At 72.6% G+C, this 14,497-nt stretch carries 14 protein-coding genes; 10 read left to right on the forward strand and 4 right to left on the reverse strand.

The window, feature by feature from the left end:
- Positions 1-50: 50 nt before the first annotated feature.
- Positions 51-779 (reverse strand): SDR family oxidoreductase, encoded by a 729-nt coding sequence (locus tag AC5677_RS32350; RefSeq protein WP_497191421.1) that lies wholly within the window; start codon positions 777-779, stop codon positions 51-53.
- 222 nt (positions 780-1,001) lie between these two features.
- On the opposite strand from AC5677_RS32350, the gene AC5677_RS32355 reads away from it, so the two are divergent.
- The 5 genes from AC5677_RS32355 (at position 1,002) to AC5677_RS32375 (ending at position 7,568) form a co-directional block, all read left to right on the forward strand.
- Positions 1,002-1,772 (forward strand): SDR family oxidoreductase, encoded by a 771-nt coding sequence (locus AC5677_RS32355; RefSeq protein ID WP_497191422.1) that lies wholly within the window; start codon positions 1,002-1,004, stop codon positions 1,770-1,772.
- A gap of 25 nt (positions 1,773-1,797) precedes the next feature.
- Entirely contained in the window at positions 1,798-4,803 is a 3,006-nt protein-coding gene (locus AC5677_RS32360; RefSeq protein ID WP_497191423.1) for an ATP-binding protein, read from the forward strand.
- A 79-nt stretch (positions 4,804-4,882) separates the two neighbouring features.
- The gene (locus AC5677_RS32365; RefSeq protein WP_497191424.1) at positions 4,883-5,662 is read left to right on the forward strand and encodes an SDR family NAD(P)-dependent oxidoreductase; all 780 of its coding nucleotides are present in this window, start codon (positions 4,883-4,885) and stop codon (positions 5,660-5,662) included.
- A 212-nt stretch (positions 5,663-5,874) separates the two neighbouring features.
- Positions 5,875-6,168 carry a hypothetical protein gene (locus tag AC5677_RS32370; RefSeq protein WP_497191425.1) on the forward strand — a complete coding sequence of 98 codons (294 nt, stop codon included), beginning with the start codon at positions 5,875-5,877 and terminating at the stop codon, positions 6,166-6,168.
- 137 nt (positions 6,169-6,305) lie between these two features.
- Positions 6,306-7,568, forward strand: coding sequence for a DUF418 domain-containing protein (locus tag AC5677_RS32375; RefSeq protein ID WP_497191426.1), 1,263 nt, complete (start codon positions 6,306-6,308; stop codon positions 7,566-7,568).
- A gap of 100 nt (positions 7,569-7,668) precedes the next feature.
- Here the strand turns inward: AC5677_RS32375 and AC5677_RS32380 are convergent, their stop codons facing one another.
- Positions 7,669-8,202, reverse strand: coding sequence for an NTPase (locus AC5677_RS32380; protein ID WP_497191427.1), 534 nt, complete (start codon positions 8,200-8,202; stop codon positions 7,669-7,671).
- Positions 8,203-8,324: 122 nt separating this feature from the next.
- Between AC5677_RS32380 and AC5677_RS32385 the strand changes: the two genes are divergently transcribed.
- From AC5677_RS32385 to AC5677_RS32400, 4 genes are all read left to right on the forward strand, one after another.
- Positions 8,325-8,777 carry a YbhB/YbcL family Raf kinase inhibitor-like protein gene (locus AC5677_RS32385; protein WP_497191428.1) on the forward strand — a complete coding sequence of 151 codons (453 nt, stop codon included), beginning with the start codon at positions 8,325-8,327 and terminating at the stop codon, positions 8,775-8,777.
- A gap of 166 nt (positions 8,778-8,943) precedes the next feature.
- The gene (locus AC5677_RS32390) at positions 8,944-9,843 is read left to right on the forward strand and encodes an aminoglycoside phosphotransferase family protein (protein ID WP_497191429.1); all 900 of its coding nucleotides are present in this window, start codon (positions 8,944-8,946) and stop codon (positions 9,841-9,843) included.
- 4 nt (positions 9,844-9,847) lie between these two features.
- Complete coding sequence (locus tag AC5677_RS32395) at positions 9,848-10,618, forward strand: GNAT family N-acetyltransferase (protein WP_497191430.1); 771 nt, start codon at positions 9,848-9,850, stop codon at positions 10,616-10,618.
- 127 nt (positions 10,619-10,745) lie between these two features.
- Positions 10,746-11,567: an APH(3'') family aminoglycoside O-phosphotransferase gene (locus tag AC5677_RS32400; RefSeq protein WP_497191431.1), complete on the forward strand. Its 822-nt coding sequence runs from the start codon at positions 10,746-10,748 to the stop codon at positions 11,565-11,567.
- Between the two features lie 68 nt (positions 11,568-11,635).
- Here the strand turns inward: AC5677_RS32400 and AC5677_RS32405 are convergent, their stop codons facing one another.
- Both AC5677_RS32405 and AC5677_RS32410 read right to left on the reverse strand, forming a co-directional pair.
- Positions 11,636-13,033: a condensation domain-containing protein gene (locus tag AC5677_RS32405; RefSeq protein ID WP_497191432.1), complete on the reverse strand. Its 1,398-nt coding sequence runs from the start codon at positions 13,031-13,033 to the stop codon at positions 11,636-11,638.
- A 256-nt stretch (positions 13,034-13,289) separates the two neighbouring features.
- On the reverse strand, positions 13,290-13,688 hold the full coding sequence (locus tag AC5677_RS32410; protein WP_497191433.1) for a winged helix-turn-helix transcriptional regulator: 399 nt from the start codon (positions 13,686-13,688) through the stop codon (positions 13,290-13,292).
- A gap of 24 nt (positions 13,689-13,712) precedes the next feature.
- Between AC5677_RS32410 and AC5677_RS32415 the strand changes: the two genes are divergently transcribed.
- The gene (locus tag AC5677_RS32415; RefSeq protein ID WP_497191434.1) at positions 13,713-14,159 is read left to right on the forward strand and encodes a YybH family protein; all 447 of its coding nucleotides are present in this window, start codon (positions 13,713-13,715) and stop codon (positions 14,157-14,159) included.
- The last annotated feature ends 338 nt before the right edge of the window (positions 14,160-14,497 follow it).

A 14,497-nucleotide genomic window follows, 5' to 3' on the forward strand; every position in this document is an offset into this window, starting at 1 on the left:
TAGCCGGCCGGTTCGCCGGGCTACAGCGCCCAGGGCACGGCGCACGCGGCTCAGGAAAGCCAGTCGGCGTAGCGGGTGGGGGCGAGGTGGGCGTTCTTGTCGGTGAGGACGTCACCCTTGACGACGGCGAACATGCCGGCGGTGGGATCGGTTTCCACCGTGCGGCCGTCGGACTTGTGGGCCAGGGTGATCCGGCCCAGCTCGTCCAGGGCGAAGACCTCGGGGCCGCCGACGTTCCGAATGCCCCTCAGCGGGGCGCCCGCGGCGACTTCCGTCACCGCGTCGGCCACGTCCTTGGCCGCGATCGGCTGGATCGGCGTGGCGGGCAGCCGGACGGTGTCCCCTTCGGTGGTCCAGGACATGACCGCATCGATGAATTCCATGAACTGCGTCGCGCGGACGATGGAATACGGGATCGGTCCGGCCGTGAGGATGTTCTCCTGGAGCGCTTTGGCCCGGTAGTAGTCCAGCTCGGGCACCTGGTCCGTGCCGACGATCGAGAGAATGACGAAGTGCCCGACACCGCCCTTCCGGCCCGCGGCCAGAAGGTTGTCCATCGAGGTCTGGAAGAAGGCCAGGGAGGCTTCGTCGAACGTCGGGGAGTTCGTCAGGTTGACGAGGACATCGGCCCCCGCCACCGCCTCGTCCAGCCCCTGGCCGCTGAGGACGTCGACCCCGGTGGACGGCGAGTGCGGTACCGCCTCGTGGCCGGCGGCGTTCAGATTCTTGACGACCTGCGAACCGATCAGCCCGGTGCCGCCCATGACTGCGAACTTCATGACATGCCTTTCGACGAGAGAATGCGTCGGGAATATGGCACATGATCCCCATGTGGGCGTTTGACGGTAGGTCAGGGGTGTGCATCCGGCGTGTTGCTCAAGCCGCCGCACTCCGCCCCCGTCGGCCGGTGAGCGCGCGGTGAGCGTGCGGTGAGCGGTCGCCGCCACTGTTGCCCCATCGCCGGATCCGCCGAGGGCCGGCCACGGAACGAGGAGCAGGCAATGGGCACGCTGAACGGTAAGACGGCGCTGGTGACGGGTGGATCGCGGGGCATCGGCCGGGCGGTTGCGCTGCGGCTCGCGGCCGAGGGGGCGCTCGTTGCCGTTCACTACGGGGGCAACGACGGGGCGGCCAAGGAGACCGTGGCGCGGATCGAGGAGGCGGGCGGCCGGGCGTTCGCCGTGCGGGCCCGGTTCGGCGAGGAGGGTGCCGTGGACCGGCTGTTCGAGGGTCTGGCCGCGGGGGCGGCGGGGCGCGGGCTGGACATCCTGGTCAACAACGCGGGCATCATCTCGGGCAATCCGATCGCGCAGGTGACCCCGGAGGAGCTCGACAGGCTGTTCGCCATCAACGTCAGCGCGCCCTTCTTCGTGGTCCAGCGCGCGCTGCCGCTGCTCAACGACGGCGGCCGCATCATCAACATGGGCTCGACGGCCAGCCGGTTCGCCGTCTCCACCCAGATCGGCTACACCATCAGCAAGGCGGCGCTGGAGTCGATGACCCCGTCGCTGGCCAATGAGCTCGGCGGCCGCGGCATCACCGTGAACACGGTCGCCCCCGGCGCGGTGCGGACCGATATGACCGCCGGCTACACCTCCCTCCCCGAGGTGGTCGCCGCCCTGGAAGCGGTCACCGCGCTCGGGCGGATCGGCGAGCCCGAGGACGTCGCCGATGTCGTCGGTTTCCTGGCGGGACCCCAGGGCCGGTGGGTGACGGGCCAGACCATCGACGTCTCGGGCGGAACGTATCTCGGCCCGATCGCCCACGCATGATCAATGCCGGTGAATAATCACCGGCATGCTGTTCGGAATCCTCGGTGAGACCCGGGCGTGGCGCGACGACGGGACCGAGGTGCCGCTGGGCGGCCCGGCCCGCCGCGCGCTGCTGGCCCTGCTGCTGATACGACCCGGGGAGGTGGTGTCGGCCGACCGGCTGGCCGACGCCGTCGACCCCGACGGGGCGGTGTCGGCGCACGCCCTGCAGTCCCAGGTCTCCAGGCTGCGCAAGGCCCTCGGCTCGGGGGCCGCGCTCGAAGCGGCCGGGGCGGGCTACCGGATCGTGGTTCCGGAGGACGACGTGGACGCCTGCCGGTTCGAGCGGCTGGCCCAGGAAGGGCGGGCCGCACTGCACGACGGTGACGCGGATCGCGCGCTCACCCTGCTGCGCGCGGCGCTGGAACTGTGGCGGGGGCCGGCGCTGGCCGGGCTCGCCGAGGGCGAAACGGTCCGACCCGCCGCCGTACGGCTGGAGGAGCGGCGGCTCGGGGCGCTCGAGGACCGGATCGAGGCGGAGTGCCGGACGGGCGAACCCCACGCCGTCGTGGCCGAGTTGCGCGAGCTGGTCGGCCGCCATCCCCTCCGGGAACGACTCGCGGGCCTGCTGATGCGGGCGCTGTTCGCCGAGGGCGGGCGGGCCGCGGCGCTGGTGGTGTTCGAGGAGACCAGGCGGCGCCTGGCCGATGAACTGGGCACCGATCCCTCCGCCGAACTCAGCGCGATACACGCTGAGTTGCTGAGGGCCGATCCCGATCCCGCGCCCGCCGCGCCGCCCGCCCAGCTGACGGCGTTCGTCGGCCGCGCCGACGAGGTGGCCGAGGTCGCTGGTCTGCTGCGGGCGGCCCGGCTGGTCACGCTGACCGGCCCCGGCGGTGTCGGCAAGACCCGGCTGTCCGTCGAGATCGCGGCTGCCGCGGGTACCGAGGCCGACGAGGTCTGCTTCGTGGAACTGGCTGCGCTGCGCGACGGCGCCGGACTGCCGCAGGCGCTGCTGCGCGCGCTCGGCCTGCGCGAGAACGGGCTCGGCCTGGAGGACGGCCGCCGGTCGCCGGTCGATCGCCTGATCGCGGCGCTGTCGGACCGCAGGCTGCTGCTGGTCCTGGACAACTGCGAGCACCTCGTCGACGAGGCCGCGGCACTGGCGGCGCGGCTCCTGGCGGTCTGCCCACGGCTGCGGCTCCTCGCGACGAGCCGCGAGCCGCTCGGTATCACCGGGGAAAACCTCTGGCAGGTGAAGCCGCTCGACGCCGCCGCGGCCGAACGGCTCTTCACCGACCGGGCCCGCGCCGCACGGCGCGGTTTCGCCGCCGGCCCCCAGGTCGTACGCCGGATCTGCGCCGCCCTCGACAACCTGCCGCTGGCCATCGAACTCGCGGCGGCGCGTATCCGGACGCTCGACGTCGACGATCTCGCGGGACGGCTGGACGACCGGCTCGGGGTCGCGGCCCGCGGCAGCCGCACGGCCGACGAACGGCACCGGACGCTGCGCTCGGTGGTCGCGTGGAGCTGGGACCTGCTCTCCGAGCCCGAGCAGCGGGCCGCGCGGCGGTTCACGGTCTTCGCCGGCGGCGCGAGTGCCGAGTCCGCGCTGCGGGTGTGCGGCACCGACGGCGAGACGCTGGAGTCGCTGGTCGACAAGTCGCTCCTGGAGGTGGCGGCGGGCCGCTACCGGATGCTGGAGACGATCGGCGCCTACGGCGGCGAACGGCTCGACGCGGCCGGCGAACGGGACCCCGTACAGCGCGCGCACGCCCAGAGGTTCCTGGAGCAGGCGCGGACCGCCGACCCCCATCTGCGGCGCGCCGGGCAGCTGGAGTGGCTGCCCGTCCTGACGGCCGAACACGGCAACTTCCTGGCGGCCGTGCGCTGGGCGGTCCAGGCGCGGGACGTGGAGACCGGTCTGCGGCTGCTCGCCGCCGCCTCGCACTACCTGTGGGTCCGGGGCGTGTCCGCCTCGGTCGCGCCGCAGGCCACCGCGCTCCTCGAAGCGGTCGGCGACGCACCGCCGGACGGACTCGGCGAGGAGTACGTGACGTGCGTCCTGCTGGCGGCGTCCGGCGTCGCCGGCCGGCCGGTGTGGCAGCGCCACCGCGCGACCGCGGAGAAGCTGCTGGCCGCCGCATGGGCGGGTGGGCGGCCGGGCCGCTACCCCGTCGGGCTGTTCCTGTGGATGATGCGCAACGCGGGCGAGGCCGATCCGCAAAGCGCCTTCGCGCTCGTCTCGTCCCAGCGCGACTGCTCCGAGCCATGGGCGCGGGCGGCCGCCCAATACGTGTCGGGGTTCGGCCCGCTCAGCGAGGGGGACACCGCGCGGGCGGAGCGGATCTTCGTCACGGCCGTCGAGGGCTTCCGCGCGCTCGGCGACCGCTGGGGCACCGCCCTGACCCTGGACGCGCTCGCCGGCCTGGCGGGCGGACACGGCGACCGCGCGCGGGCCATCGCGCTGACCGACGAGGCGCTCGCCCTCACCGAACAGCTCGGCGCCCTGGAGGACAGCGCCGATCTGCTGGTCAACCGGGGCGATCACCGTATCGGCGAGGAGGAGGCGGCGGCGGCCCGCGCCGACTACGACAGGGCAGCCGGTCTCGCCCGCCGCGCCGGCAGCTCCACCGTCCTGGCGGCGGCCCTGCGCGGGCTCGGCGACATGGCCCTGCTCGACGGAGACCTGGCCGAGGCGGAGCGGCTGTACGGGGAGGCTCTGGAACGCGTCGACCCGCACTGGGTCAAGAGCGTCGGCACCCGGGTACGGACCCTCGCCGGACTCGGCCGCATCGCCGAGGCGCGCGGCGCGCACGCCGCGGCACGGACGCGCTACCGGGAGGCCGCCGGGTCGGTGGCCGTCATGGGGGCCGACATCCTGGACGTGCTGCGCCGGCTGGGCCTGCCCGAGAACGTCGTCGAGAGCGTGGCGGAGGCGGCGCGCGGCGGTACCACCGGGAGCCGGTCCGGCGCCGGCCGGGACACCGCGCCCGCTCAGCAGCCTCCTCCGATCACCGGAGTCCACCTGAACCCACCCGAACCCACCTGACTGTGCTCCCGAGTTGGCTCCCCGCCCCTGCGTTCCGCCCGCCCCCGCTCGCCGCGGACGGCCCGTCTAGGGTGCGGGCATGAGCACACACAGCTACCTCTCCGAACTGTTCTCGCTGGACGACCGGGTCGCCGTGGTGACCGGCGGCAGCTCCGGCATCGGCCGGGCCATCGCCGGAGCTCTCGCGCGGGCGGGGGCGGGCGTGGTGATCGTGGCGCGCAAGGAGGCGGAACTGGCCGCCACGGTCGACGAGCTGACGGCGGAGGGTCGCCGGGCGGCCTGGGTGAGCGCCGACCTGGGCACCCGCGACGGGGTGCGCGCGGCGGCGGAGCGGGCGGCCGCGGTCTTCGGTGAGCCCGACATCCTCGTCAACTGCGCCGGGATCAACCTGCGGCCGCCGATGGGCGAGCTGGGCGAGGAGGTGTGGGACGCCACGATGGCGGTGAACCTGGAGGCGCCCTACTTGCTGGGCGGGCGGTTCGGGCCGGGCATGGCCGAGCGGGGCTTCGGGCGGATCATCCACATCACCTCGCAGCAGGCGCACCGGGCGTTCGTCCAGAGCGGCGCCTACGGGGTCTCCAAAGGGGCGCTGGAGTCGCTGGCCCGCTCTCAGGCCGAGGCGTGGTCGCCGTACGGCGTCACCTGCAACACCCTGGTGCCCGGCTTCGTCATGACCCCGCTGAATGAGCGGCTGTCGTCCGACCCGGAGAAGGTGGCGGAGCTGGCCGCGCGCACGATGGTCGGGCGCAACGGCCTGGCCGAGGACTTCGCCGCGGCGGCGGTCTTCCTGGCCGGCCGCGGATCCGGCTATGTCACCGGACAGTCGATCTTCGTCGACGGCGGACTCTCCGTGCACTGAGCCCAGACCCACAGGGATGCCGCGTCCGGCGGGGCCACGAGCGGCGCCCGGGGGCGGCGGCCGACGCTCGCGCCGTCGGCCTGACCGTCGCGGAGACGGTCGGGCGATGCGGCGTGTCACTGACGGTTTGTGAGATATGTCGTATTACCGTTTGGAAACTGTAGGGAGTTGATCGCTCACAGATCGCATCCAACCAAGCTCGGGAGAGAGAAATGCGCAAGCTTCACAAGGCCGCCGTTGTGGTTGCCGCCCTCGGCAGCGTCGCCCTCCTCGACGCCGGCACCGCCTACGCCCACGGCGGGTGGGGCGGCGGCGAGACGTGGAACGTCAAGTCCGGCAGCTCGTGCCGCTCGCACGACCTGAACGTCGACGTCCTCGGCGAGGTCGGCGTCCTCAACGGCCTGCTGGGCAATGCGCTCAACGGCGAGGGCGCCCCGGGCGCGCAGTCCAGCGGGATCGGCTCCAGCATGGGCTGCAACAACGCCGTCGGTGGCGGCGGCAAGTAGCGGACAGGGGCCCGGCGTCCGAGGCGAAGGCCCGGCGCCGGGCTCCGTTCTGCCCTTCGTCGGGGGCGTACTGCATCCAAGGATGTAGTACGCATTCGTCGTTGCGGACGAGGAATCGGGCCCGGCAGGCCTCGACCATGGTGTCAAGACGCACATCGTGGGCGGGAGTTGGGGTGGCCGAGGCAGTGGGGACACAGACAGCCGTGGCGGCGGAGGGGGCCGTCGGAGACGCGGAAGGCGCGGCACGGGCGCGCCTTCCGTTGCTGGACGTGCTGCGCGGGGTGGCGATTCTGGGGACGTTGATGAGCAACGTCTGGATTTTCGCCGGGCCGGGCGCCGAGTGGGGCGTCCTCGGCGGAAGCGCCGGAACGGCGTCGGGAGCCGACTCGTCGTCCCTGGCCGGGGTGGCGGAGACGGTCTTCCGGTCCCTCGCGAACGGCAAGTTCCTGTCGATGCTGACGATCCTCTTCGGAGTCGGGCTGGCCATCCAGTTCCGGTCGGCGGCCGGGCGCGGGCAGCCGTGGCCGGGCCGGTACAAGTGGCGGGCGCTGTTCCTCTTCGCCGAGGGCACCGTGCACTTCGTCCTCGTCTTCGCCTGGGACGTGCTGATGGGGTACGCGGTGGTCGCGATGCTGGTGGCCTGGCTGCTCACGCGGTCCGCGCGGGCCCAGCGCGTCACCTGGATCGCCATGGGCGGACTCCACTTGGCGGCGATGACGCTGATCACGGCCGCCATGCTGCTCGCCCCGGGCGGCGGGACGGAGGGCGGCCCCGACGCCGATGCCGTGGCGCTGTACGCCGAGCGGAGTTATCCGGAACAGATCGCCTTCCGGCTGTCGCACGCCCTGGCACTGCGCATGGAACCGGTCTTCTCCTTCGGCCTGTTGGTGTTCCTGTTCCTGCTCGGCGTACGGCTCTTCCGTGCCGGGGCCTTCCAGGACGACGCGGCCGGGCGCCGCATACGACGCCGGCTGGCCGGCTGGGGACTGGGAATCGGCCTGCCCCTCACCGCCCTGGCCGTACTGGGCGGCCCGGCCTTCTTCTTCCTCGACCGCTACGGGGCCGCACCGGTCCTGGCGCTCGGCTACCTCGGCCTCATCGGCACGGCGATGGACCGGCTGCGCCGCCCCGGTCCACTGGCCTCCGCCACGATCTCCGCCCTGACCTCCGTCGGCCGTACGGCCCTGTCCTGCTACGTACTGCAGAACGTCCTCGCCATGCTGGCCTGTTACGGCATCGGCCTCGGCCTGGCGTCCCGTTGGGCGGACCTGGGCCCCTGGTGGGTGATGGGCCTGTGGGCGGCGATCTGTCTGGTGCTGGTGACGGGGGCGAGCCTGTGGCTGCGGCGGTTCGCGCACGGGCCGCTGGAGTCGGTGCAGAAGCGACTGCTACGGCGCTGACGTCGGCGGCCCCCGCCTGCCTCGGTCCTCGGCCCGGCCCCCGGCGGGCGGGGCGACGGCAGACAACGCGGACCTGCGGCCGGAGATCCCGACGGGCCCTTCACCCGCTCTCCAACCGTCCTGCCAGATCCCGGGGGAGGACGTCCCGGTTCTCCCGCGTCACCTGGACGAGTTCGACGTCGGCCCGCCGCTTGAGGCTGTCGGTGAAGGGGTCACTCTTCGCATGGACCGTCGCGACGATGTCGGCATCGGACGCGAACAGGTCCCGGACCGTGGCCCGGAAGGCGGTGCACGCCAGCTCCATCCGCCCGAGCTCGTCGATCAGCACGAGTTCCCCAGGGACCGGATCCGCCGCTGCCGACCTGAGCCGCGGCAGCGCGAGCCGCTCCATGACGCCCAGGTCGACGCCGTACCGGCCCACCCGTGGCGGCCCCGGGAAGTCGACATGGGCGAGCACGGCCCGGGGGCCGCCCTCCAGGATCTCCAGCGCGAAACCGGTGCGGGTGCCGCCGTGCCGGATCTCCTCCGTCGTGAAGCCGACGGCTTCACGGGTGCGCAGGAGAGCGGCCAATCGGCGGACGACGGTGGTTTTCCCCACGCCCGGCCGGCCCTCCAGCAGGATTCTCGTCGGCATCGTGTACTCCGTATCCGTCCGTCCTACGGGTTCCCGGCGGGCCGGCCGACGTACTCGGCCGGTCGGGTGCTCCGTCCGCCCGGACCGGTGCCGGCCGGTCCGTACCGGGTAGGGCCGCGCGCATGACGGGAATTGAGCTCAGCAGCGCGGCGTTCGACGACCATGCGGAGATCCCTCGACGCCACAGCGGCGAGGGTGACGATGCCTCGCCACCCCTGACCTGGTCCGCGGTGCCGGACGGTACGTCGGAGCTGGTGCTGCTCTGCGAGGACCCCGATGCCCCGGGCGGGTCGTTCCTGCACTGGCTGGTCACCGGCATCGACCCGCGGAGTTCCGGTGCGGCGGAGGGCGAGCCGCCTCCCGGCGGCCAGGAGTGGCCCAACGGATTCGGCCGGGTGGGCTGGGGCGGCCCGATGCCTCCGCCGGGCCACGGGGCGCACCGCTACTTCTTCCGCCTGTGGGCCGTGCCGGAGCCGCTTGCCCTGCACGGCAGGCCAACGGTCGACGCGGTGCATCGTGCCGTGCACGGGCGGGAGTTGGCGAGCGGCACGCTCGTGGGCACCTACCGACGCTGACGCAGGCACTCGGCGGCCGCGACGGGCAGCCGTGACGAGCACGGCGGCGAGCGGTGCGAGGGCCACCGGCCGCCGTCGCGGTCACCGGCACCCGTGTCCGCGGGCCCGGATACCGGCGGGAAATGCGTTTGACGCCCGTCCGCGTCCGGCGGTCGGATGGCACCCCATGAGCACAGGGCAGATGCATACCGGCCAACACCCCATCGACGAAGACCTCGTGCGGCGGCTGATCGCCGGGCAGTTCCCGCAGTGGGCGGGGCTGCCGCTGGCGCGGTTTCCGTCGGGCGGCACGGTCAACGCCATGTACCGGCTGGGCGACGGCATGGTCGTCCGCCTGCCGCTGGTGAACGGCGGGGCCGAGGACGTGTCGCTGGAGCGGAAGTGGTTGCCCCGCCTCGCACCCCGGCTGCCCACGCCCGTCCCCGAGGTCCTCGGGGCCGGTCGCCCCGCCGAGGGGTATCCCTGGCCGTGGTCGGTGTACCGGTGGCTGCCGGGGGAGACCGCCGAGGCGGGGGCGCTGCGCGAGCCCGTGCCGCTGGCCGAGGACCTGGCCGGGTTCGTGGCGGCGATGCGGAACATCACCCTGCCGGGGGCGCCGATGGCGCACCGCGGCGGGCCACTCGCCTCGCTCGACGCATCGACCCGGGCGGCGATCGAGGAACTGCGCGGGATCCCGCAGGAGGACGTCGACTGCGATGCCGCGGCCGCCGTATGGGAGGACGCGCTGCGGGCCCCGGCCTGGGACGGGCCGCCGGTGTGGCTGCACGCCGATCTGATGCCGGGCAATCTGCTGGTGGCCGGCGGCAGGCTGACCTCGGTGATCGACTTCGGGTGCACAGGGGTGGGCGATCCGGCCTGCGACCTGTTCCCGGCGTGGAATCTGCTGCCGGCCGACGCACGGCAGGTCTTCCGCGACGCGCTCGACGTGGACGACGCGACCTGGCACCGCGGCCGGGGCCGGACCCTCTCCCAGGCGCTGATCGCGCTGCCGTACTACCGGAGGACGAACCAGGCGATGGCACACAACGCCCGGCATGTGATCCGGGCGGTGCTGGGGGAGGGGTGACACCATGGCTGACGATCTCTTGCTCGTACGCGCCCGGGAGTTGTGGGTGGAGCTGGCGGGCGTACCGGTCGAGTTCTGTCCCTCGGGCGGGACGACGGTGGTGGTTGCGGCCGGGTCGCGGTTGGCTCCGCCGTCGTGGACCGGGATCGTACGGATCGGAGACGCGTCCCTCGTCACGGCGCCGAGCGCGTGGGCTGCCCGGATGATGGACGACGCCGCGCGGAGGATGTCCCAGGAGGACCTCGTCGACCCCGCTCGTCTGCGTGCGGTGCTGCCGGTACTCGGTGCCCTCGGGCCGGCGTCGCTCTTCTCTCTCGACCGGGGCGGCTTCCGTCCTGCGCACGAAGGTGCCGGGGTCGAGCGGCTGCCGGTCGGTGATGCCGGCGTGGCCGCGTTGCCGGCCCTGGCCGGGGAGGAGGACGCCGGCGAGAGCGGCCTGGAGGAGATCGACTCGCCCGCGTTCTGTCTGCGCCGGGGCGCGGAGGTGGTGGCCGCGGCCGAGTACCGGTCCTGGCCGCGGTCGGTGGCCCATCTGAGTGTGCTGGTCGCCCCGCGCCACCGGGGCCGGCGCCTGGCCCGGGTCGTGGCGTCCGCGGCGGTGGCCCATGCCCTCGGCGCCGGGTTGCTGCCCCAGTGGAGAGCGCGGCCCCGCGCATCACAGCGGGTGGCCCTGGCCCTGGGGTTCCGGGAAGTGGGTGCCCAGCTCAGCGTCCGGCTCGGCCACGGCCGTGCCGCGATTCCGCCGAGCCGAACACCCGTTGACCACACCCGTTGACCAGGCCCGTTGAGCCGGTCTGTGCCTGTCCCGGCTCCCGGGCGGTGCGTTCGGATCGCGCCGGGGCGCGGCGGAGGGGGATCCGGCGGCCCGAGCGGGGAATGCCGGGCTGGCTAGAGTTGCCGTTATGAGCGATCACTCCGGACCTCGGGCCTTATCGCCGACGCTGCTCGGCATGGGCGGCGTCGACTGGCTGCCCGTCACGGCGGGTGAGTCGGGAGCCCTCGTCTTCCGGAATGCGGGCGCCACCCGGTACGCCAAGTGCGTACCCGCGGCGGCGGCAGCCGACCTGACGGCCGAGCGGGACCGGATCGCATGGCTGAGCGGTCGGGGCGTACCCGGGCCCCGGGTTCTCGACTGGTACTCCGGTGACGCGGGTGCCTGCCTGGTGACCAGCGCCGTCTCCGGCACACCCGCCGACCGGATGCCCGCTGAGGACCTGCGAGCCTCCTGGGAACGCATCGCGGACGCGGTCCGTCGGCTGCACGAGGTGCCCGTGTCGGAGTGCCCGTTCCGCCGGGGCCTGGACGCGATGGTCGCCCTGGCACACGACGTCGTGGCCCGTGGCGCCGTGAACCCGGAGTTCCTCCCCGCGGAACAGCAGCACACGCCCCCCACGGACCTGCTGACCCGCCTCACCCCGCAGATCCCTCGGCGACGGGATCAGGAGGGCGCCGACACGGTCGTCTGCCACGGGGATCTGTGCCTGCCCAACATCATCCTCGATCCGCAGACCCTGGACGTGTCGGGCTTCATCGACCTGGGCCGCCTCGGACTGGCCGACCGCTACGCCGACTTGGCACTGCTCTTCGCCAACGCGCGGGAGACATGGAGGGACGAGGAGCAGGCACGGGCCGCGGACGTGGCGTTCGCCGAGAGGTACGGCATCGCCCTGGACCACGACCGCCTGCGCTTCTACCTCCATCTCGACCCGCTCACCTGGGGCTGACCGGTCGGTCGACGACGTAACCGGGCCGACGACCGCCTGACCTGGACGCCTGATCCGGACGAAACCACCTAGGCGCGCAAGGCCACGTCTTTCCGCGCCACCGACACAATGAGCTCCCGCAGCCGCTCGACGCACCGCCGCATGTTCCGGTACGCGACGTCGGTGTCCGGATAGCGGCTGGCGAACTGCAGGCCCTCGTGGAGCCTGGTGACCCAGGCACACACCTGGTCGCCGTACGAGACCCGGATCAGCCCGTACGCCTTGAGGTCCTGCCACCGCTCCGACCCCGGGATGCCGCGGGCATCGACGAACGAGACGATCGAGTACAGGTCCGGAGACGTGGGCCGGAAGTCGGAGCCCAGCAGCCGGAGCACCCGGGCGATGGGCATCCGGGAAAGGGGCCGGTTCTTGCGCAGCGCGGCGCGGACCATGGCCAGTGCGCTGTCGAAATCCGGTGCCTGCGCCACCGGAACCTCGATCGGAGCGCCGCCCACATACCAGCCCACCGAGTCCGACCACTGGGACTTCGCCCTGGTGTGGAACGGCACGACGGTGCGGTACACCTGCTGCCCGCCGATATCGCGGACGATGAGGCCGATGGCCGCGAGGACGCCGACGAGGCTCCCGCCGTACGGGCGGCAGTACGCCTCGAAGGCCGCCGCGTCCGCGTCGTCCACGAGCATCTCGTGCAGGAACTTCTGGGTGGGCACCTTCCCTCCCGGGTCGAGACCGAGGTCGACGGGGAAGTTCGGCAGCTTCCCGTCGCATTGGGCGATGAACTCCCGCCAGCGAGCGACGATCGCATGCGTGTCGTCGATCTGGTCGGCGTTCGTGCGCTCGGTTGCGCAGAAGTCGACGTAACTGGCGACCGGCGTCCTGTCCACGGCGCGGCTCTCGCGGCTGGCCGCGTAGAGCTCGTGGACCTCGGCGGGGATGCGCTGGATCGAGTACGAGTCGACGTTGCTGTGGTCGAACGCCATGTAGACGCTCGTGCTGCCGTCCCTGACGACCGCGGTGAAGATGAAGTTCGGCCAGCTGAGGGCGTCCGCCGCGACGTCGAAGCGGTCCTGAAGGTACTGGGTCAGCGTCGCCGCGTCGGGAAAGTCCCCGATGTCCGCCCGCTGCAGCACGACGGCATCGGCGTCCAGGGTGAAGCGCCGCATGTCGTCGCCGATCCAGCGGAAACCGCTGCGCAGCGTCTCGTGCCGAAGCGTCCAGGCCCGCAGCGCGTCCTGGAGCGCATCGAGATCGACCTGTCCCGGGATGTCGAACGCCGTCCCGAGCCAGGTCGGTACGAACAAGCCGTCCTGGCGTACCGATCGCGCCGTGCGGACATGGGACTCCTGTACGTACGCGGGCGGTCGGGAATCGTCCGGCGAACTCATCGCGGCCTCGACGGTCGTCCGATGCAGCGTCCACTCCACGAGGCGTCCGGGCCGGATCTCGCAACGCTGGATGTCGGTCATTCGCACAAGGCTCTCCATTCGCATGTCCCGCGGACACAGGTGGGGAAGAGGACGGGCGGACAGGATGGGGCGGGGTACCGGCCGCCGACCGTGCCGTGGGGTATCGCCCCGCCGGGGCCGCCGTCGATCCGCGCCTATGGGGTTGGGGTATTGCTCACTGACACGACCGGACCAACGATCCGATGACCGCGAAGAAACTCTGCAGCTGCCGCACGGGCTCCGGGCCGCCGCCTGGGCCGGGCACCGGGCCGCTACGTCACGGTGACTCGTCCGCGCAGGAGAGTGTGGCCAGGCGTTCGCCCGTGCGGTACAGCTCGATGAGCAGCGGACGCAGCGCCCACCCGGCCGGGGTGAGGGTGTAGCGGGTGCGGGCGGGGAAACCGGCCAGCCGCTCCTGGTCGACCAGACCGCGTGCGCGGAGCGTATGGAGCCGGTCGGCCAGCACCTTGGGACTGATCGTCGGGAGCCTTTCCCGCAGCGTGCCGAAGGAGTGCGGCCCCTGCATCAGCTCCCGCAGGACCAAGGTGGTCCAGCGGCCCCCGATCGCCGCCAGCGCGATCTCGACCGGACAGTCCGGCACCGGCCGGTCGCTGCGCCCGGCCGGCGAGGGCACCAGGTCGGCTTCCCCGGCGTGGGTTTCCGTTTGGTGAGCCACCTCGCGACCGGCTTGGCTGCCGCCATGAATCCCCGTATGCATTCCGCCCACGATCACGCCCCCTCCGTCGCCCTGACCACAGATGCCGCGCAGCACCCCATGGTCTTCGCCGCCGCGTTCAACTCCGGCAGCCCCCAGGCGCTCACCGATGTCTACGACGAAGGAGCGGTGTTCGTTCCCCGGCCCGGCACATCCGTCGCCGGCCCGGAACTCGCCGCCGCCAACTCCGCGTTCCAGTCCCTGGGGCTGCCCATCAGCGTCAGCCCCCGGCACACCTACCTCGCCGATGACATCGCGCTGCTCATCGTCGACTGGGTGATCGACGGCCACCGGCCGGACGGCGAGCACGTCCACCTGGAGGGCACCGCCACGGACGTCGCCCGGCGCGGACCGGACGGCCTGTGGCGGTACGTGATCGACAACCCGTTCGGCACGGCGACGGCGACGGCGACGACGGCGGCGGCCGGGTGACAAGGCGACGGCGCAGGGGCCCGTGAACCGGGAGAAGCTCCCGGAGCGGAGGCCCCAGCGGTGTCCCTCAGGCGCCGTCCTGACGCAGCGTAGTCGTCCAGCGGCGGAAGTCCGCCCGTGAATCTTCGCTCAATCCTTTCTCAATTCCCTTTCGTATATGTGGTTGATGAGGGATTCCAGGGGTCCATGAGGAAGGGGAGACCATGGGAGTCTTCGATCGCCTGACTCCCGCGCTGCGCCGTCACCGCGACCGTATGACGACGGACAGGCGCAGGGACTCGGGCGGACACGGCCACGACCGCCACCGGCGTCGGCGCCATGACAGGGACCACGACCAC

The sequence above is a fragment of the Streptomyces sp. JLSY215 genome (genome assembly GCF_059682825.1).

What these genes read in the sequence shown, in the direction of transcription:
- AC5677_RS32350 (WP_497191421.1), bottom strand. Translation starts at nt 779, where the DNA reads ATGAAGTTCGCAGTCATGGGCGGCACCGGGCTGATCGGTTCGCAGGTC.
- AC5677_RS32385 (WP_497191428.1), top strand. Translation starts at nt 8,325, where the DNA reads ATGACGGGAATTGAGCTCAGCAGCGCGGCGTTCGACGACCATGCGGAG.
- AC5677_RS32365 (WP_497191424.1), top strand. Translation starts at nt 4,883, where the DNA reads ATGAGCACACACAGCTACCTCTCCGAACTGTTCTCGCTGGACGACCGG.
- AC5677_RS32415 (WP_497191434.1), top strand. Translation starts at nt 13,713, where the DNA reads ATGAATCCCCGTATGCATTCCGCCCACGATCACGCCCCCTCCGTCGCC.
- AC5677_RS32360 (WP_497191423.1), top strand. Translation starts at nt 1,798, where the DNA reads ATGCTGTTCGGAATCCTCGGTGAGACCCGGGCGTGGCGCGACGACGGG.
- AC5677_RS32400 (WP_497191431.1), top strand. Translation starts at nt 10,746, where the DNA reads ATGAGCGATCACTCCGGACCTCGGGCCTTATCGCCGACGCTGCTCGGC.
- AC5677_RS32390 (WP_497191429.1), top strand. Translation starts at nt 8,944, where the DNA reads ATGAGCACAGGGCAGATGCATACCGGCCAACACCCCATCGACGAAGAC.
- AC5677_RS32380 (WP_497191427.1), bottom strand. Translation starts at nt 8,202, where the DNA reads ATGCCGACGAGAATCCTGCTGGAGGGCCGGCCGGGCGTGGGGAAAACC.
- AC5677_RS32355 (WP_497191422.1), top strand. Translation starts at nt 1,002, where the DNA reads ATGGGCACGCTGAACGGTAAGACGGCGCTGGTGACGGGTGGATCGCGG.
- AC5677_RS32405 (WP_497191432.1), bottom strand. Translation starts at nt 13,033, where the DNA reads ATGACCGACATCCAGCGTTGCGAGATCCGGCCCGGACGCCTCGTGGAG.
- AC5677_RS32370 (WP_497191425.1), top strand. Translation starts at nt 5,875, where the DNA reads ATGCGCAAGCTTCACAAGGCCGCCGTTGTGGTTGCCGCCCTCGGCAGC.
- AC5677_RS32395 (WP_497191430.1), top strand. Translation starts at nt 9,848, where the DNA reads ATGGCTGACGATCTCTTGCTCGTACGCGCCCGGGAGTTGTGGGTGGAG.
- AC5677_RS32375 (WP_497191426.1), top strand. Translation starts at nt 6,306, where the DNA reads ATGGTGTCAAGACGCACATCGTGGGCGGGAGTTGGGGTGGCCGAGGCA.